16 protein-coding genes and 1 riboswitch are annotated in these 20,113 nt (G+C 37.7%); of the genes, 4 read left to right on the top strand and 12 right to left on the bottom strand.

What is annotated here, in order from left to right; translation table 11 throughout:
* From G8E00_RS07750 to badH, 8 genes are all read right to left on the bottom strand, one after another.
* Complete coding sequence (locus G8E00_RS07750; RefSeq protein WP_166223391.1) at positions 1 to 663, bottom strand: urea amidolyase associated protein UAAP2; 663 nt, start codon at positions 661 to 663, stop codon at positions 1 to 3.
* A gap of 14 nt (positions 664 to 677) precedes the next feature.
* Positions 678 to 1,415, bottom strand: coding sequence for an urea amidolyase associated protein UAAP1 (locus G8E00_RS07745; protein WP_166223388.1), 738 nt, complete (start codon positions 1,413 to 1,415; stop codon positions 678 to 680).
* A gap of 27 nt (positions 1,416 to 1,442) precedes the next feature.
* A riboswitch (guanidine-I (ykkC/yxkD leader) is annotated at positions 1,443 to 1,553 on the bottom strand.
* Positions 1,554 to 1,727: 174 nt separating this feature from the next.
* Entirely contained in the window at positions 1,728 to 2,756 is a 1,029-nt protein-coding gene (locus tag G8E00_RS07740; RefSeq protein WP_166223385.1) for a T6SS immunity protein Tli4 family protein, read from the bottom strand.
* 365 nt (positions 2,757 to 3,121) lie between these two features.
* Positions 3,122 to 4,534, bottom strand: coding sequence for a DcaP family trimeric outer membrane transporter (locus tag G8E00_RS07735; RefSeq protein ID WP_166223382.1), 1,413 nt, complete (start codon positions 4,532 to 4,534; stop codon positions 3,122 to 3,124).
* A 134-nt stretch (positions 4,535 to 4,668) separates the two neighbouring features.
* A complete protein-coding gene (gene aliA / locus G8E00_RS07730) occupies positions 4,669 to 6,324 on the bottom strand; it encodes a cyclohexanecarboxylate-CoA ligase (RefSeq protein ID WP_166223379.1) in 1,656 nt (551 codons plus the stop codon).
* Positions 6,325 to 6,490: 166 nt separating this feature from the next.
* Entirely contained in the window at positions 6,491 to 7,648 is a 1,158-nt protein-coding gene (gene aliB, locus G8E00_RS07725) for a cyclohexanecarboxyl-CoA dehydrogenase (RefSeq protein ID WP_166223376.1), read from the bottom strand.
* 11 nt (positions 7,649 to 7,659) lie between these two features.
* The gene (gene badI, locus G8E00_RS07720) at positions 7,660 to 8,442 is read right to left on the bottom strand and encodes a 2-ketocyclohexanecarboxyl-CoA hydrolase (RefSeq protein WP_166012381.1); all 783 of its coding nucleotides are present in this window, start codon (positions 8,440 to 8,442) and stop codon (positions 7,660 to 7,662) included.
* A 57-nt stretch (positions 8,443 to 8,499) separates the two neighbouring features.
* Positions 8,500 to 9,267 (bottom strand): 2-hydroxycyclohexanecarboxyl-CoA dehydrogenase, encoded by a 768-nt coding sequence (gene badH, locus G8E00_RS07715; protein WP_166223373.1) that lies wholly within the window; start codon positions 9,265 to 9,267, stop codon positions 8,500 to 8,502.
* Positions 9,268 to 9,783: 516 nt separating this feature from the next.
* On the opposite strand from badH, the gene G8E00_RS07710 reads away from it, so the two are divergent.
* Complete coding sequence (locus tag G8E00_RS07710) at positions 9,784 to 10,260, top strand: MarR family winged helix-turn-helix transcriptional regulator (protein WP_166012379.1); 477 nt, start codon at positions 9,784 to 9,786, stop codon at positions 10,258 to 10,260.
* A gap of 135 nt (positions 10,261 to 10,395) precedes the next feature.
* On the opposite strand, the gene G8E00_RS07705 is transcribed toward G8E00_RS07710, so the two are convergent.
* The 4 genes from G8E00_RS07705 to G8E00_RS07690 all read right to left on the bottom strand — a co-directional run bounded on the left by G8E00_RS07705 (position 10,396) and on the right by G8E00_RS07690 (position 15,418).
* Positions 10,396 to 11,550: an acyl-CoA dehydrogenase family protein gene (locus tag G8E00_RS07705; protein ID WP_166223370.1), complete on the bottom strand. Its 1,155-nt coding sequence runs from the start codon at positions 11,548 to 11,550 to the stop codon at positions 10,396 to 10,398.
* Positions 11,551 to 11,868: 318 nt separating this feature from the next.
* Positions 11,869 to 13,071 carry a 3-oxoadipyl-CoA thiolase gene (locus G8E00_RS07700; protein WP_166223366.1) on the bottom strand — a complete coding sequence of 401 codons (1,203 nt, stop codon included), beginning with the start codon at positions 13,069 to 13,071 and terminating at the stop codon, positions 11,869 to 11,871.
* 67 nt (positions 13,072 to 13,138) lie between these two features.
* A complete protein-coding gene (locus G8E00_RS07695) occupies positions 13,139 to 14,650 on the bottom strand; it encodes a 3-hydroxyacyl-CoA dehydrogenase (RefSeq protein WP_166223363.1) in 1,512 nt (503 codons plus the stop codon).
* A gap of 3 nt (positions 14,651 to 14,653) precedes the next feature.
* Positions 14,654 to 15,418, bottom strand: coding sequence for an enoyl-CoA hydratase (locus tag G8E00_RS07690; RefSeq protein WP_166223360.1), 765 nt, complete (start codon positions 15,416 to 15,418; stop codon positions 14,654 to 14,656).
* 740 nt (positions 15,419 to 16,158) lie between these two features.
* Between G8E00_RS07690 and G8E00_RS07685 the strand changes: the two genes are divergently transcribed.
* The 3 genes from G8E00_RS07685 to G8E00_RS07675 all read left to right on the top strand — a co-directional run bounded on the left by G8E00_RS07685 (position 16,159) and on the right by G8E00_RS07675 (position 19,949).
* On the top strand, positions 16,159 to 17,094 hold the full coding sequence (locus G8E00_RS07685; RefSeq protein WP_166223357.1) for an AEC family transporter: 936 nt from the start codon (positions 16,159 to 16,161) through the stop codon (positions 17,092 to 17,094).
* Between the two features lie 406 nt (positions 17,095 to 17,500).
* Entirely contained in the window at positions 17,501 to 18,388 is an 888-nt protein-coding gene (gene otsB, locus G8E00_RS07680) for a trehalose-phosphatase (protein WP_166223354.1), read from the top strand.
* Positions 18,381 to 19,949: an alpha,alpha-trehalose-phosphate synthase (UDP-forming) gene (locus G8E00_RS07675; protein ID WP_166223333.1), complete on the top strand. Its 1,569-nt coding sequence runs from the start codon at positions 18,381 to 18,383 to the stop codon at positions 19,947 to 19,949. The genes otsB and G8E00_RS07675 overlap by 8 nt, the downstream gene beginning before the upstream one ends.
* The last annotated feature ends 164 nt before the right edge of the window (positions 19,950 to 20,113 follow it).

Below are 20,113 nucleotides of genomic sequence, written 5' to 3'. Positions count from 1 at the left end.
TTATTCCTCGCCTTCACGGATGATCAATTGAATTTTGGTTGGATTGTAGGCATTACATGGGTTGTTGAGCTGTGGGCAGTTTGAGATCAGTACGATCAAATCCATTTCCGCTTTGACTTCGACATATTTGCCCGGTGCAGAAATGCCATCATCAAATTTCAAATGTCCATCACTTGTCACAGGTACATTCATAAAGAAATTAATGTTTGGACCAATATGACACACATTAAGCCCATGTTTTTTTGCAATCGGATGTTGCGCCAAGGCTGTCATGAAATTGTTACGGCAACTGTGCATTGGATATTTATCATGAGCATAACGTACCGTGTTGCTTTCACATGAACATGCACCACCTAAAGTGTCATGTCGACCACAATTGTCATCATGGATAGTGGCAATTTTATTGCCAAAGTTGGTATATAGCGCTGTACCTTTTTCTAAATAAATTTGCTGGTTAATGGTTAAAGTATCGGTTGCGCTATAGCGCTCTTCGGGGTTTTGGCTTGAGATAAATAATGTATCTACTGCTTGGTTGCCTTCAAGATCGACAATACGGAAATATTGGCCTTTTTTCACTTCGCACATCCATGCTTCACCGGCAGGACAGACTTCGCTTAACACTAATTTTTCATGATTTTGAGTTGGATTTACTAATGCAGTCATGATATATCCCCCAATTAAGCGCTTAAAGCGTAGTAACGATTGTTGTTTTGGAATGCATGCTGATTTTGCGGGCATGAATCACGGCAAACATCGGTGTCCCTTAAAGGAAGCGCTTTATATAAAGACAGTTGGATATCTGCTGGTGCATATTCAGGGCTATTATCTAAAGCATGAGGTGCGCTGGATAGAAACACCAAGCAGTCCATTTCAAAACGCAGTTCAATCACTTGATCGGTATTGTCTGACTGCACATAGCTTAAGTTGCCGTTGTCATCAGGTTGAACTTTTGAAAATAGATTTAAGGTGCTGCTTAAATCCGTAGCAGATAATCCAAACTTGGTCATCTCTAAAAGTAGGCTGTCTTTAGCATTGCGGTACATGTCATTACGCACATCTTGGAAAGTCTTTGAACCAAATTGATTTTCGATTTGTTGGGCTGTACTCGGTGCACAAAAAGCATCATTCCAACCGTGATCATCTTTAACAATAGAGACCATCGCACGACCAAGATCAGAAGCTAAAATGTTCCCTGTACTTAAAAATGCGGTGTGTTGTGCTTTTAAACTGTCTGGCATGTTGTAGCGTTCAAGTGTGTCTTCACGATTTACACAAAACAGAGACACATTGGCATTTTTACCTAAGGATTTGAGTTGTAAGACTGCGCCACGTTGAATACGTGCTGACCAGTGATGTCCACCCGGTAAACGTTCAGTCCATAAGACTTGATCTTCATGATAAGTGATTGTGCTCATTCGCCTTTCCTCAATCTTTAACGGTTTACCTCCCGGGCTTTTATCCCTCCGTGTAGCTTGAGCTCGAAACTTAAGCCGTGAACTCTCGGTCTCAGTCATACATAAATTTCATGTATCGGAACCCTAGATCACTTTATGATGTTGTTAAAGATGCAAATGACGTGCCAATTCAGTATTACTATTTTTAGTTTTTATCATACTATTTGGCTTATTTTTTGTACTTTTAGGTGGCATAACATAGAAAAAAATACTGAAAATGCACCTCAACGATGCAATTTCAGCACAAACGCAAATTGGTATTAAATTTTTATTTCATTTGAACTGATTATGTTTGGCAACATGAATACTGTTTAAAATAAAATCATACAGTTCAAGCACTTTAGATGGATTGGTTGGCGAATTCAGTGACTTGTTGCGATATTTATCCGCACTTTCCAATCCAAAATAGATATAAGAATCTTTGGGATCATTGATTGAACCTAAATATTGCCAAGCCCCCGTTTCGAAGCCACGACTAAAAAGCAAACGTAATTTATAATGAGTAATCACTTCCTCGCCTTTGAGTTGATTGATTTCTTTCTCAATTTCTCTAAGCACTTTTTCATTATAAATTAATGGGTTTAGAGGAAGTCTGGCTTTATTGTCTTGAATCGTTTTAATTAGTGACTGATCTGACTCGAATCTTCCTCGATTTTCTACATTAAATTTAAGTTCTGGATATGAAGGGAATTTTAAAATTGCTTCAGTCAGAAAAGGTCGATTTTCAGTCATCGGATCAGAGAGAAAATACTCTTGCCAACATATTCCTGCTTCATTGGGCTGTTTTGCAGAGAATAATTTAAAATTTTTCAAGGTATTTTCAACTTTACTTAATGTTTCTTCAAAGTGTGCGTCATCGGTTAAATTCACCAATTTAATGGTTTTATGATTTAAATATAAATATGCTTCAATCAGAAAAGCATCATAACTAAAAGGTGTCGGTCGATACGCAATAACGTGACTGCTATGATTATGATCAAGCACTATGATTTTGTGCAACTTCAATAAGCTATCTGTAGATTCATGTTTTTGTTCAGATAATTCTTCAATTCTTTCAGCTATATAAGTTTCATAATGAATCAAATTTGTGATGGTTGAATCAATTTCAAACTGATTCCCATCAAATGAAAATTGCCCAAATTGAATATCTGTTTCTTTTGGCACAGTCAGTTCTATACGCCCTAGACAAACTTGATTTGTTTGGGTGAAATCAATGGTTTTTTCTGTTGAGGTATTGGTTTGAGTACACCCCACATTCATCATTACTAAGAATGCTACTTGCCATAATTTCGCTTTGTACATATTGAACCTTAATTTATATTGTTTTAATTTTTTATGTTTTTAATGCCTTTAAACTCTTATAGAAATGATGGTAAACATGGTGGTGCTACTGATCATTTTAAATATGATGATTTTCAACATAACGCTAATAACAATAAAGATCAAATTATTCTTGTATTTCAATACTTAGCTTAAGAAAATTAGCTTAAAAATAGTTCATTTTATCGTTTGCTGTTTTTCAATGACATGCATCCATTTGACCTAATGATTCTCTCAAGATGCCTCTGAAAAGTTCACCGCAATAAACATTCCCCAAAAGCCAATAGAAAAGGATCATCCTTGGATGATCCTACATGTGAGATGGTAGTGATTTCGACATTAATATTTTAAAAATCATAAATTGCGGTAATGTTAAATCGATTATTTTCACCTGTTTTATCATCAAAAGTTTTACGTTGACCATACATGTATTCAACCCCAATATTGATGGGCTTAATGGGTGTATAAAACAGGTTAATCCAACCTTCCATGAGCTCTTTATTTTGCGTTTGGTCATTATGCAATCTGACCAAATCTGCAAAAGTATTACCTGTATTGGCACGGCTATACCCAAAGCCTAAAGTTGAACGAATTTTCGGGGTAAATTGTTGCGTTAAACCAACCGTTACAGCATCGAACTCATTGGGATGAATTTTGGCATTATCATCAAACACATAAGCATAATTTGACCAGAGCACATTTTTAGTATCACCATAAATATGACTGTAATCTATTTTAAATGTCGTTTTTGGGGTGATTTGAATTTTACCGCCTGCTGCCACACCCCACGCTAAGAAATCATCACTACCGCCGTAGGATGTCGATTTTTGCGTCATAAATGCACGCCCTGAAATAATCGAACCATTGTCAAACTTGTAATTGATTCGACCTGTGAGGGATGGCAACTTCACTTTGGCATATGGGTCAGTTCGAATGTTTTGTGTGCCTGTAGTGGTCACAATTTCAGATTTTTGATCTTCTAAACTCACCAACATGCTGGTTTTTTTATCAATATCATGACTGTATTTGATTTGCGGAACGCGCGTGAGTGAACCACCAACAGAAAGTGATGCATCGACCGTTTCTGGAAAGAAATCTAGTACATTAAAGTTAGACCATGTTTGACCAACCAACCACTGATCAAAAGTCATATAAGCATGACGAATACGAAAAGTGTCACGACCTGCACCACCAAAGAAGTCCATTTCCAACTTACCGCCTACATCATGATTCCATGTCTTCGGGGCTTTGAAATTAAAACCAAAGCGTGTGGCATTCAGTGTACTTAAAACCTTATCTGTATTGTTCTTTTCACCTGCGGAACCTTTTAAAGGCACAGTACTAATCGAGTTATACATGGTCCCCGGTCCTTTGACTTGATAAGAAGCATCGGCACGAATATTTCCATAGAGCTCTAACTCAGCACCATTTTTGGTCACCAAAGGTTTGAGTTGTAAGTCGGTTTTCTCAGAATTAGACTTAACTTTTATTGTTTGATTTGAATCTATATTTTTTTGCTGAGTCTGAACTTGCGCGACTACGTCTTTATTTACTTGAGCTAACTGTTGAATCTGTTGTTGATCTAATTGCTGTTGCTGATTTTGTTTGGTCATCATTTCTGTCAACATTTGCACTTGTTTTTGCAATTGATCGACTTTGGCTTCTAACTCTGCATTACTTGCTGCATATACAGGACTGATACATCCCAAAAGCGCTATTGCAAGTGCATGATGATTAAAAGGATATTTCTTTACTTTCATTCGACTAAATTCCATTTTAAGTTCTATTTTAGATTTGTCATTTTCAGATTGACAATGTCATTACAATATAATTGCATATAATGAATAAGTTTGAGATTTACGCAGGTTTAAGCTCAGCGCGACTATCACAAGGATTAAGAAAATTGTTTTAATTTGGCGACAATCATTTCTCGGAGTTTAAATTTTTGAATCTTCCCAGATGGTGTCATTGGAATCTCGTCCCACACTTCTAAACGTTCTGGTAAATATTGATTGGCCATTTGATGGGATTTTAGAAAATCCACAATTTCAAAAAGTTGTAGAGTTTGAGTAGGATCTTTTAATTTCACAATCGCACAGGCTTTTTCACCCATACGCTCATCGGGATAAGCCACCAAAGCCACAATTGCAATAGCGGGATGTTGATATAACAGTGATTCAATTTCTGCGACAGGAATATTTTCACCACCACGAATAATCACATCTTTTTTTCGACCTGAAATGCGGATATAGCCCTGTTCATCCTTGTAAGCAATATCACCTGTATCAAACCAATCCTCTGAATCAGTATCATTTAAATGTGGTCGTTTTAAATAACCTCCAAAGTTTGAACATGTTCGAATCATTAAGCGCCCTGCTTCGTTGACTGGTTTTTCATTGCCATCTCTGTCAACGATTTTGGTTTCAACTCCAGGTAAATCAATTCCATCAGTATTAAAAGAGCGTTCTTCCTCATCTTCAGGTTTGGTCAATGTGACTGCGCCACATTCCGTCATCCCCCAAGCAGAGATGACTTTGACCCCTAATATTTCACGTGCTTTTTGTACCAATGGACTGGGTATTGGTGCACCAGCACATAGAAAAGTTTTTAACGAGTTCACTTGTCGTTGTTTTTCTGCCACGGTATTGGCTAGATCATTTAAAAATGGTGTAGAAGCCATAGTAAAACTGACTTGATGCTGTTGAATTAAATCAATGGCTTGTGAAACTTCCCAGACATCTTGTAAAACAATTTTCGCTTTGAGTTCGATGGGCATAATCAGACCATACATAAAGCCTGTTTGATGTGCCATGGGAGAAGCCATTAAAATAATATCGTTTTCTGATAAACGTAGGCGTTTGGCATACGGAATAATATTGGCATACAGCGTATTTGAACTATGCATAACCCCTTTAGGTTCACCTGTAGTGCCTGAGGTAAATATAACTTGAGTGATATCATCTGGACGTGTGTGATGTAACGTCAATGCTTGGAGTAAATGTTCATCCTTTTCTAAACCATGATTCACTAAGCTTTGATCAAAATTATTTTCGCCTAAGCCATCAATCACAATGACATGTTCAAGTGTGCCTATTTTGGCTTTAAGTTTATTGGCCAATTCCTCATGATCAAAATTGCGGTACTTTTTCGGCACAATGAATATTTTGGATTCAGCATGACTGAGCATAAATTCCAATTCACGTTCACGAAATATGGGCATCAGTGGATTTAACACAGCACCAATACGACAACAGGCAATATACAGCAGTGTAAATTCCCACCAGTTTGGTAACTGACAGGACACCACATCATTTTGAGTAACACCTAACTGTTTTAATCCCAAGGCTATTTTATTACTGGTGTCCAATATATCTTGATAACTAAAGCTAATATGCTGTTTGGTTTCGGTTCTGAAACTCACCAAAGCTTGTTTTTCTGGAGATGATGCAACTGCATCTTCTAAAGATTGTAAAATGGTTCTGTTCAACCATAAACCCTGTTGAAGCATTCTTGCTTTACGTGGGGCTAAAAGTATTGCATCGAATTCCATTCGCACATTCCTTCTTTATCATTGTTATGATTCAATCCAAATGATGGGTTTAAACTTTTTCATCAAGCTTAAACATCATCAATATTGCGTTTGGATCTCATGCTTTTTATTCAAATTGCATTGATCAAAATTGAATTGATATTGCTTTGATTTAAATTGCTATGGTTTAAGCAGGTACAGCTTTACGTCCTGCTTTATGACGAGCAATAATAGTTTTCATAATTTGCGCTGTTCCATCACCAATTTGGAAACCTAAAACATCACGTAAGCGTTGTTCCATCACGCCACGGTCGTAACCTGCATGACCAAATGTGAGCAAGCATTGATGAATCACGTCATAGGCCAATTTTGGACCCCACCATTTGCACATACCTGCTTCTGCCGTATGTGGTAGATGGTTGTCTTTGAGCCATAAAGTTTGCAAACAGAGTAAGCGAGCTGCTTCTATTTGGGTTTCATAATCTGCTAAGGGATGTGAGACACCTTGGAATGCCGACAAAGGTTTACCAAAGGCTTCCCTCTGCACAGCGTATTCCCAAGCTTCGTCGAGTGAGACACGTGCCACCGCGAGCACTTGTAAACCAATCAAGGCCCGTGAAAAATCAAAACCTTGCATGACTTGTACGAAGCCTTTATTTTCATCACCCAATAAATGGCTTACGGGTACACGCACATTGTCAAAAAAGATTGAACCTCGTCCTATGGCACGCTGACCATGACACTCAAAGCGTGTGGTGGTAATGCCTGGAAGATTCATGGGAACCAATAAAGCACTGACACCATGGGCACCATCTTCGATTGAACCTGTACGACCAAAAACCACTGAAGCATCTGCTTGATCCGCAGCTGAAATAGAGGTTTTCTCACCATTAATGACGTATTCATCACCCTCACGTTCTATTTTTAAACGTAAATTTGCGGCATCTGAACCACCACGAGGTTCAGTTAAGGCAATCGAAAATATCGCTTCGCCCGCAGTTAATTTATTTAACCAAGGTTCAACGACTTCAGGTTTGCCATGTTCAGCGAGAATCTGACCATTTAAAGATGCCAACAAATTGATATAGGAAAAACTTAAATCCGCTTTGGCAATGGCTTCATGAATCACGCCAGCTGCCAAACATCCCATGCCTTGACCGCCGTATTGTTCAGGTAGTTCTGGTGCAATAAAGCCCATTTCTCCCATTTTTTTCACCAAATCACGGTCAAACACACGGCTTTGATCTCGCTCTAAAAAACCAGGAGCAATATATTTTTGCGCAAATTTTTCAGCGGTTTCTGCCAAAAATTCGAGCTCTTCGGTGATGTAAGGATTTTTGCTCATGATTCATCTCCTTACTTGGCATATTTACGAAATTCAGGTTTACGTTTTTCTTTTAATGCATTGACTCCTTCACGAGATTCTTCTGTATCGTAATACAGTTTCAAGGCATACATACCCATGCCAGCAATACCTGACTGATGCGCCGTATCCATATTGAAACTCCGTTTTGCAATAGCAAGAGCCGTAGGACTACGTTCACAGAGCTCCTCGCCCCATGCTTGTACTTCTGCATCGAGTTGATCGGCAGGTACACATTTATTGGCCAATCCCATCTCCACCGCTTCTTGACCCGAATAACGACGGCACATATACCAAATTTCACGGGCTTTTTTCTCACCCACAACACGTGCCAGAAACGCCGTACCATATCCTGGATCAACCGATCCCATTTTAGGACCAACCTGACCAAAAATGGCTTTGTCAGAACAGATGGTTAAATCACAAATGGTCGCTAAAACATTTCCACCACCAATGGCATAACCTTGCACGCGCGCAATCACAGGCTTGGGTACATCACGAATTGCGGTATGCAGTTCTTCCATAGGTAGTCCAATGGTGCCTCGACCATCATAATTACCATTGTGAGCAGACTGATCTCCACCCGTACAAAATGCTTTTTCACCTGCACCTGCCAATACAATCGCACCAATCTCTCGGTCATAACCCGCTTTGTTGAGTGCGCGAATCAGCTCATCACAAGTTTGTCCACGAAACGCATTCATTTTGTCTGGACGGTTAATGGTGATCCACGCCACACCATTGCGGTTTTCATATAAAATATCTTCAAAATTCATGTCTCATTCCTTCCTTGAATGTAGTGTATTTTTGAGTTTTTAATCTAAATAGTACGTTTAACCATTCATAGTTAAACCACCAGAAACACTGAGCACTTGTCCTGTAATAAAACTGGAATCATCACTTAAGAAAAATGCAATTGTGGATGCTAAATCATCAGGTTGACCTAAACGACCTAAGGGAATGGCACGAATAAACGCTTCTCTTAATTTTTCAGGATTGGCAGCACCATCAGTCACTTGCGCAAGTAATGCGGTATCGGTCGGTCCTGGACATACGACATTAATGGTAATGTTATGACGTGAATGTTCACGTGCGAGTGTTTTAGAAAAAGACAATAATCCGCCTTTACATGCAGCGTAAACAGCTTCGCCAGAGGAACCTACACGAGCAGCATCAGATGCAATGTTGACAATACGTCCTGCATTACGTTCGACCATGCCTTTGAGTACCGCATGATGCATATTCAACATACCCACCAAATTGATTTGAATGAGTTTTTGCCATTCTTCAGGGCTTGATTGAACAAAGGGTTTAAAAATATCAAACCCTGCATTATTGACCAGACCATCAATAGGTCCGAGTTCTTGCTCAGTCTTTGCAACTGATTGATCAACAATGGTTTTATCTGTGATATCACATTGAATAGCAATGGCTTGACCGCCAGTAGCGGTAATCTGATCCACCAGATTTTGTGCAACGTTTAAATTCATATCAAATACAGCAACTTTTGCGCCTTCTGCTGCAAGACGTTTACATGTTGCACTGCCAATACCACCAGCGCCGCCAGTGACAATGATCACTTTATCTTTGAGTCCTTTCATTTTTATGTCCTTTGTTGAATGGTGATCCAAAGATCATTCCATTTCACTCAGTTTTTATTTTGGATATTGCTACCTATAATCAGCATAGAATTTTGCTTATTTTATGTCAATATATTTACATATATTTATGTAAATATATTATTTATTATTAATTTTCAATATTTTATAATTAATAAATACAAACATATTGACATACATTTGTTATTTTACTAGTTTCAATGTAGATCTCAGTCTTCATAAAAACGGTATTGAATTTATTGATGAAAAAAGGTTGAAACCATTGCAATAAGTCATGTCTTCGTCGTATTTAATTATTTATAATTGAACAAGATACACCGACAATGGAATTGTCTTTGACTCATGCCTTGTGCTTGTCATTTTCCTATGACAAAACGCATGGCTAAAATGTTAACAAACCTTAGATTTATACAGATTATTGCAAGGTCAAAATTATTGCCCTTTCAACATTAAATAAATGGAAACATCTCATTTTACTTTTAAAAGTTGGTCAATATCATGAGTGATGCACCTGCCCCAAATTATGATCAATCCTTATATTCAGTTCATAACCGACTCTTTTTTAGATTATTTCAAGTAGGCAATACACTTGATCGTCAATGTTTAAATGAGCTGGGTATTTCACCTGTACATTGGTCTGTTCTTGGCGCACTGTCACGTCCAAAAGTACAAGATGGCATGTCTTTTTCAGACTTGACAGAATATTTACGTGTTAGTCGTCAAAATTTAGATGGTGTTCTTAAGCGCTTAGAGCGAGATGGATTGGTTCAACGTGTGATGAATACGCAAGACCGTCGTGCCAAGATAGTCGCACTCACACCTGCGGGTCATGAAAATTGGGAAAAACTGCAACAGAAGTTTTTTGATTTTTATCAGCAAGCACTTGAAGGTATCCCTTTAGATGATACCGTCACCATGATTCATCTGTTAAATAAAGTGAATGAAGGGTTAAAGCGAATTAAAATTACCGATTAAACTTTGTAGCACTAAAAATAATGCATCAAAATAAAATCCATCCTTATAAAAACGGATGGTTTTTTTAATGTAGCATCGTTCATACTTACTATTAATTAGTAACTAACTAAAATTAATTCAATACATCAATTAAAATTAAGCTGTCGCTTGTTTAATCATTTCTCTGGCAATAATAATTTGTTGAATTTGTGTGGTCCCTTCATATAAACGGAATAGTCTAACATCGCGGTAAAAGCGTTCTATAGCATATTCACTGATATAACCTGCACCACCATGAATTTGTAAACATCGATCTGCAACACGTCCACACATTTCAGTGGCAAACATTTTGGCACAAGAAGATTCTGTTGTGACATTTAGTCCTTCATCACGCTTCTTCGCAGCATCTAAAACCATGCATTTTGCCGCATAAATTTCAGCTTTAGAATCCGCCAACATTGCTTGTATCAATTGAAAATTGGCAATCGCTTGACCAAATTGTTTTCTCTCTACGGCATAATTTAAAGCATCATTCAACATTCGTTCAGCCATACCTACGCTGTAACCTGCAATGTGTAAACGCCCTTTATCTAAAACCCGCATTGCAGTTTTAAATCCTATTCCCTCTACACCGCCAATCAACTGATCCTTATGCACTTTACATCGATCAAAAATCACATCACAAGTATAAGAACCATGTTGCCCCATTTTTTTATCAATTTTTCCAAGGCTAAGACCTGACGTTCCTGCTTCAACTAAAAATGCTGAAATCCCACCTGCACCTTTTATTTCAGGATTGGTTCTTGCCATCACGGTAAATGTGGTTGCACGAGGTGCATTGGTAATAAAACGTTTAGTGCCATTTAAAATATAATAGTCACCGTCTTTAACTGCTGTGGTTTTTAAAGAAGCAGCATCTGAACCTGAATCAGGCTCAGTTAAACAAAACGATCCGATCATTTCTCCACTGGCATAACGAGGTAGGTATTTTTGTTTTTGCTCTTCTGTGCCATCGATTAAAATCCCGCTCGAACCAATACCGTTATTGGTGCCAATTAAAGATCGAAATGCAGCTGATGTCTGTCCAAGTTCCATCGCCACATAAATCTCTTCTTCCATGGTGATGCCTAAACCCCCATATTGTTCTGGAATCGTAAGTCCAAAAAGCCCCAATTCGCGCATTTGAGCAACGATATGTTCAGGAATAGCATTGGTTTCCTCGACCTCATGCTCAAGTGGCACCAATTCATTTTTGACAAATTGTTGAATGGTATTGACGAGTTGTTGCAGCATTTCAGGATCACGAATCATGTGATGCTCCTTGAGATTTTATAGGACGATCCATTGCCTATGTTTCATTGTTATTGATCATTTTAATTAATCATAAATTTTATTTTATGACAATATATTTACATATTTTATTGTACGTTTTTTATTGAATTGATATTTAAATGTTTTAAAAAGAATATGTTGCTTCTTACATGAATATATTGATATTTGCTTAGGCTATTTTCATAAATTTTTTTTAACGCTTAGGCTATTTATTTTGCTACAATGATGGACCAATGATCAATAAAACATCTCATCTCTGCATTTAAAATGAGATGTATTCGGGTCTATCTCATGTATCTAAACGCACTCTATGACCATGGCAAGACCTTGCCCAACACCTATACATAAGCTAACTACAGCGTATTTTTTCTGATTTTTTTGCAATGCTCTTGCCGCTGTTAAAGCAAGTCGAGCACCAGAAGCCCCCAGTGGATGCCCTACTGCTATTGCACCACCCTGTGGATTCACCCGTGGATCATCAAATGCGATATTTAAGCCCTTTAAACAAGACAATACTTGCGAGGCAAAGGCTTCATTGATTTCAATAATATCCATATCTTCAAGGGTTAAATTGGCACGTATTAATGCTAGTTTAATGGCCTCAATTGGTCCTGCCCCCATGATTCTAGGCTCGATACCCACCACGCCTGACGACAAAATTTTTGCAATAGGTTTAAAACCAAGTGTGTGTTCTGCTTTTTTTGAACCAATAATCAATGCTACGGCGCCATCATTAATACCTGAGGCATTCCCTGCTGTGACCACTCCACCCTCAAATAAAGGTTTTAATTTTTCTAATGCAGTCAGATCTGTTGCAGGACGTGGATGTTCATCTGTACTGATGATTTTGGGTGGTCGTTTTCGACCTTGGGATACTTCAACAGCAATGATTTCTTCGTCAAAAAAGCCTTCCTGTTTGGCTTTTTCATATTTGGCTTGGGATGATGCAGCAAAAAGATCGGCCTGTTCACGCGTAATTGCATATTCTACGGCGACATTGTCCCCAGTTTGTGGCATGGTATCTGCGCCAAATTGCTTTTCGATCAAGGAATTGGGAAATCGTGCGCCAATGGTGGTATCAAAGACTTTAAAATCACGACTAAATGGTACTTCAGCTTTAGAAAAAACAAAGGGTGCGCGACTCATTGACTCAACACCACCAGCGATATATATATCACCCTCACCACAAGTGATCGCACGCGCTGCATCAACAATGGTCGCAAGCCCTGATGCACATAAACGGTTGACCGTCTGTGCTGGAGTCTTTACATCTAAGCCTGCAAGCAGTGCTGCATGCCGCGCAACATTGCGACTGTCTTCACCCGCCTGATTGGTATTTCCAAGTAAAACATCATCATAAATATCATTGGGCAAATGATGCTTTTCAATCAATGTACGAATAACATGTGCTGCCAAATCATCTGGACGTGTACTTGCAAGTCCTCCCGCATGGCGACCAAAAGGCGTACGAATTCCGTCGTATATGTATGCATCTAACATTATTTAGTCCTTTAATTTTTTTTATCATTGATCCGATCACTTCCAGTTTATGATCGTTACGGTAAGATCATGATTGATATAAAAGCGGTAAACCCAGTTGTACACGGCGTTTTAACCATGGGCTTGCTCGATAGCGCTGATCATGGGTTGACGCTAGAATGCGTTCTAAAATCAATAAAATTCGATCTGCACCCAGAGAATCGCCCCAAGAAATGGGACCCGATGGATAACCTAAACCGAGTTTCACGGCTTGATCGATATCGGATGCTGTTGCAATCTTTTGTTGTGCAATATCACATGCAAGATTGATCACCATTGCCAAAACACGTTGTGCGACAAATCCATAACTTTCATCGATCACAGACACAGTCACATTATCTTGCGCAAAAATGGCATGGGCCTGATCGATATAGGACTGATCTGTCATTAAAGATGGCATTAAGGTACGATGGCGTGCAAAATCTGTAAGCATATCAATATTGACTGCACGTTTAGGATCAACACCATAACGAAGCGCGGCTGTCGTGGTGTCTTCACCATAAGTGGCCAAAATGATTAAACTGTCTGAATCAGGTTGCAATGATTCATCCAATTGCAAACCATGTTGCTGTAAATATTGTTTTAATAATTCAACATCTTGTGCACGATCTGCCTGAAGCCAAATTTGATTGAATTGGTCGACCTTGGGAATGGACACCACTGGCGCTTCATTTTGTTTATTGCCATTCTCATAACGATAAAAACCTTCACCCACTTTTCGCCCAATTTTCTTTCCTTCAAGCATTTGACGTGTGAGTGGATTTGGACGATATCGGTCTTCCTCATAATATTGATAATAAATCGATTCCATCACAGGGTGTGAGACATCTAAACCTGTTAAATCTAACAATTCAAAAGGTCCCATACGAAAACCAGCACCATCTCTCAAGATACGATCAATTTCACTGAACGATGCGACCCCTTCGCTGAAGATTTTTAGGGCTTCTGTTCCGTAGGCACGTCCGGCATGATTCACAATAAATCCTGGGGTATCTTTGGTGGTCACCCCTAAATGTCCTACTGTTTTAGCAAAATCCAACAAGGTGTTGATGACTTGATTCTGTGTCATTAAACCAGCTACGACTTCTACAATTTTCATCAGTGGTACAGGATTGAAAAAGTGAAAACCTGCAACCCGTTCAGGATGCTCAAGCACAGAAGCAATAGCCGTAATGGATAAAGATGACGTATTTGACGCAAGAATGGTGTCTGTAGAAACAATCTTTTCGAGCTGTTTAAATAGATTTTGTTTGATTTCTAAATCTTCAATAATCGCTTCAATCACCAAATCAACTGCATCGACTTGTTCTAACGTATCTACAATTAAAATTCGGGACAGTATTTGCTTTAGTTCTTCTTCAGAAAATTTGCCTTTTTGTTGTAATTTTTCAAGCGTGGTTTTTAATGTATTCAGACCTTGTTGTGCATTGCCCATATGTGAATCATAAATCTGTACTTTCATTCCAGCTTGCGCTGCAATTTGGGCAATGCCCATACCCATGATACCTGCACCAATAATGGCAATGGATTGTATGTTCATGTTCTATTCTCCACGATAATGAGGTTTCCGTTTTTCTAAAAACGCATGAACACCTTCTTTTTGATCTTGTGTATCAAACAGAATTTGAAATGCTTTACGCTCTAAAGCCAATGCGCCAGTCAAAGGCAAATCTTGCCCAAGCAATGTCACTTCTTTAATTTGTTGTACCGCAATGGGTGAATAACTGGCAATGGTACGGGCTAATTTTAATGCATGCGAAATGGTGTCGTCATCTTCAACCACTTCAGAGACTAAACCCATGGATTTAGCTTCATCAGCACTGATCATCTTACCTGTGAGCAGCAAAAGTAATGTTTGAAATTTACCTATTGCACGAAGTAACCGTTGCGTACCTCCGGCACCTGGCATTAAGCCCAATTTCACTTCAGGTTGCCCAAGCTGAGCAGATTTACCTGCAACAATAATGTCTGCATGCATCGCCAACTCACATCCTCCACCTAAAGCATAACCATTGACTGCTGCAATAATCGGTTTAGAACACGTTTGTATACTTTGCCAGTAACGCTCTGTATGACGTAAATACATTTCCGCAGTCGTTGCCGTAGTAAAATCTTGTATATCAGCACCTGCTGCAAAAACATCATGCCCACCTGTTAGGACAATACAACGTACATTTGTGTCATGATCAAGCTGATCAAAAGTGATTGCGAGTTGCTGCCTTAACGCCATGTTTAAGGCATTACGAACTTCTGGACGATTCAGTTCAACGATTGCAACACCATCATCTTGAATTTTAAGCTTTAACATATGTGCACATTTCCTTGTGGCATTTTTTTATAGTTTATACATGGTCCAAATAGCGATATTTAAACAAAACCTATGTGTTGATTGTTAGAGGTGAAGCTAGCAATTTGGATTATGAATATTACAATTTGAGATACTAAAACTTGTATCCAACGTTTTTAGCTATTGTTCATTTCAACCCAAACCCATCATGGATTAATGACTTTTCGCTAATTCACAGCTTAGCAATTACGCTAAAAAGCTGAGTTTTTAAGCTAAACGATGATTTATTTTATGTCAATATATTTACATATTAATTTAAAATAATAAATAAAACCGCGCACTTTTTCTAATTTTGGTTATTTTTTAAAACATGTTATTGATATAAATGATTATTTTAGTATATTTTTCAATCAATTTATGGTTTCAAACATCAATCTTGCAAACAAATCGAACAAAGCCAATTCATTCATGCGATGTATTCATCTTGCCTCCATACAATCTATCTATATGAATGAAAGGAATAGTACATTTGCCAAATTGTTCGCCATACAAATGATCTCTTATGCTATGCATCTGAGTTATAATCAAAATCACGTATTTTTGGCTTATCAGAAGTTAAAAATGAACATATAACATCTGATGAAATTGAGTATTGGTTATTTTTTTGAATACTGTCGCAAAATGACTTCAATACATCGATCGTCTTTTTAAGACATAACGTTAAGACCTTAAAGTCTGCCGTTTAAACACTGGAATATTGAATGGATCAAATACTCGCAATTAATCTGCCTATTTTTTTGATGATTGCAGTTGGATTCATCAGCATCAAAGCTAAATTACTTCCGATGAGTTCAATTCCGATATTAAGCCAATTTATTATCAAAATTTCACTGCCGAGTTTTTTGGTGTATGCCTTATCGACAACTCCATTACAGAAAATTTGGCAAACCACGTATTTCCTTGGTTATGCGCTAACATCGATCTCTGTTTTCTGCTTAGGCTATTTTTATTTTAGAAAAGCTCGATCTCTTCCTGCTGAAAAAGCCTCAATTTTTGCTTTCGGTAGTTCCATGTCAAATACAGGCTTTATTGGTACGGCAGTTTTGACCATGATTTTAGGTTCACATGCTATTCCGTATTTGGCAATGACCCTGATTATTGAAAGTATTATTATGCTGAGTCTAATGCTCTTTTTAGCTGAAATGGGACGACATCAAGATTTAAGGCTGACAGCGTTATTCAAAACGACCATTCAAAGCCTAATTAAACATCCCGTTATTCAATCGATTGTCGTTGGCTGTGTATTGTCATTAATCTCAATACAATGGCCTAAACCCATTGAAACCACACTGAATTTCTTTGCGCATACAGCAACGCCTCTGGCTTTATTTGTGATTGGTGGCAGTCTATCTACACTCAACATTGCTTCTATTGGCAAGAATATCCTGTCGATATGCAGCTTTAAAATGCTCTTGATGCCCTTGACCATGGCATTGGTGTTTTTCTGCTTACCCAACACCACTTCTGAAATGTACTTTGCAGCATTGATTCTTGCTGCCCTACCTATGGCCAGTGCAACGGCGATTTATGGTCAAAACTATGGCGTGGCTGAACAAGCATCTGCGGCTGTAATGCTAACGGCGCTCCTTTCTTTTTTAAGTATCAGCGCTGTACTGTTATTGCGACCTTTGTTTTAGTCATAAATAGCACCTCGATTTAGAATTTTTATAAAGGAAGCTTTAAAAAAAGTTTCTATAAGAAGTTTGTTGACTGAGGATGAGTAAGTAGATTCTTACAATTGTTTTCATTTTTAAACATGATGAAATTTCAGTATTTCAGGTGCAAAGTTAAATATATGAACTTCAAATCTAAAAATAAAATTTAAAAAAGAAAAATGAGATTGATTTTATTTCAAACACTTAATGAGTTGAATAATTTTTAAACAACAAATTGTGAATACAAGATGGAGTTTATTTATAGAGATACACATTCACTTACATATATTAACACTTTGTAGTTTTATACGTATTTAATGTAAAAATACAACTTTTCAAAGCATAACTAAGGAAGTATCAATACATCATAGCTAAATAGGCAATAACAATGTTTGCGTCGAAGGATGACTCAATTCATGAAAATAATGACTATATTTCTAATGATTTTATTTCTTCATTAGCGCTATGCAATGACATTATCAAGCAATTTTCTAATCCACAAATTTCTACCACACAAAAATATTGCCTTTTTTTAGATATCGATGGAACTATTTCAGAATTTCATCCCAATCCAAATTTAAGTTTTATCGCCTCATCGATCATTGAAGATCTTCAAATTTTAAAAAAATCAGAGATTACTGTGTTGTTTGTGACCGGACGCAGTATGCAAGATGCAACGCGCTTATTATCTCCCTTAGATGTTCCGATTGCTGCAACACATGGTTTAGAGTTACGCACCCAAATAGATTCGCATATTCAATCTCCCAGTAAATGGCAAGATTTCAACAAAGTGCTAAAGGATTTGGAAGCCGCATGTCGACCCTATCCAAACTTAAGAATTGAACAAAAAAAATATGCCATCGCTTTGCACTATCGAGAAGCACCACAATATGCCGATATTGCACAAGACATCATGCATCAATTACATGCCAAATACAGCGATCTTAAATTAAATCAAGGTAAGTTTGTCTTTGAGTTGATGTTAAAAGATGCTGATAAAGGCCAAGCCATACTAAAACTGATAGATCAATTGACCTTACAATCACTGATTCCGATATTTATCGGTGATGATCAAACCGATGAATCGGGTTTTAAGGTCATTCGTGAACTCAATGGCATCTCCATCAAAGTCGGTGAAGGTGCAACGTTTGCACAATACCGCCTTAAAGATGTATCTGCTGTTCGTGAATTTATTCATTTATTGAAAACTTTTGCACTTAAACAAAAAAATCAAATTCCAAAATATCTACATAACGAGGAGCATCGCCATGTCTAAGTTAATTGTATTGTCGAATCGTGTAAATATTCCTTCAGCGGATCATCATGCAGCGGGCGGTCTGGCTGTTGCATTGCAAGATGCTTTAAAAGAAATTGGTGGTGTTTGGTTAGGATGGAATGGTGAAAAAGTCGAAACAAAGGATCAACAACATTTTCAGACAGTGCATATCGATCAGGTGGATTACATCACCTGTCCACTGACTCATAAAGAATACCAAGATTATTATTGTGGTTTTTCCAATAACACGCTTTGGCCTGCCATGCATGAACGCGAAGATTTGATTGAATTTGATCAAAATGAATTTAAGACTTACCTTTCAGTCAATCAGCTTTTTGCTTTAGAACTAAAAAAAATAGCACAGCCCGATGACATGATTTGGGTACATGATTACCATTTTTTGAGTGTAGCAGCGTATTGTCGTCAATTGGGTATGAAAAATCGAATGGGGTTTTTCTTGCACATCCCCTTTGCCAAACAATCGATTTGGAAAAAACTGAGCGTTGCTGATCAGTTGATTGGTAATCTATGTGAATATGATGTCATAGGACTACAAACCGAATATGACCAACAAAAATGCATGTCAATTTGTCAAGGCTTTGTACAAGCTCAGCCTAAAAATACGGTTGATATCAGTCTTGAGCAATCAAAGCGAAATTTTGCTCACACCATTCAAGACAGTCACATTGAACGACAAAAAAATAAGTGCCAAGTGCTTGATTCTGCCGATGAAGCATCAGAGAACACATCATCTCATTTTCTAAATGCTCAACATCGTATGATTAAAATCGAATGCTATCCTATAGGCGTTAATCCAGAGTTAATTCGAAAAACGGCAGAACAACAAAACCACCTTTCGATTGATGATATTTTTGAAATGGAACATTCAGCGTTGCAAAAAACCATTATTTCAGTCGATCGTGTTGACTATTCCAAAGGCATGTTGGAACGTTTCGATGCATTTGCAGATTTCTTAAAACAGCATCCTGAATATCATCAAATGATTACAGATCTTCAAATCGCATGTCCATGTCGAATGGATATTCCTGCTTATGAGACCTTGTTTAAAAATGTTCAAGCCAAAGTAAAGGAAATTAACCAACAATATATGCAAGGCGATTGGTCACCTATTAATTGTACACACGATACAGTTGGACATGATCAGCTCATGAAACTCTATCGAGATGCTGATATTTGCTGGGTTAACTCCTTAAAAGACGGCATGAACTTGGTTGCTAAAGAATTCATTGCTGCACAGAATGAAGATGATCCTGGTGTCCTTATCCTGTCCAAATATGCAGGTTCTGCTGAACAGATGCCTGAAGCGATTTTAATTGATCCTCATCATACAAAGAGTATGGTTGATGCCTTAAAAAAAGCCTTGAGTATGTCTAAAGTCGAAAAACAAGAACGTTACCGTGAATTATTTAAAGGATTGAAACAGTTTGATATTCATCATTGGCGAAATAGTTTCTTAAAAGATTTAAGAAAGATTGAACAACTTGCGTATTCACATACGTTAAAACGTCAACGTGTCGCAATTCATTCACATTCACTATAAAGCGCTACTCAAAAAAAGGTTTTTTAAAGATGCCAGATTGAAAGTTGCTTAGATGAATTTTCAAGATATGTACAGAATAAAGAACCGTGTGTCATTCAATTTATGGTGAACACTTTTGGAAGTATGAGAGAAAATATTCAATCATATAAATCACTTGTACTTCC

This window comes from Acinetobacter shaoyimingii (genome assembly GCF_011578045.1).
GTDB classification, from domain to species: Bacteria; Pseudomonadota; Gammaproteobacteria; order Pseudomonadales; family Moraxellaceae; genus Acinetobacter; species Acinetobacter shaoyimingii.
This window is presented reverse-complemented; position numbering and strand designations above follow the sequence as displayed.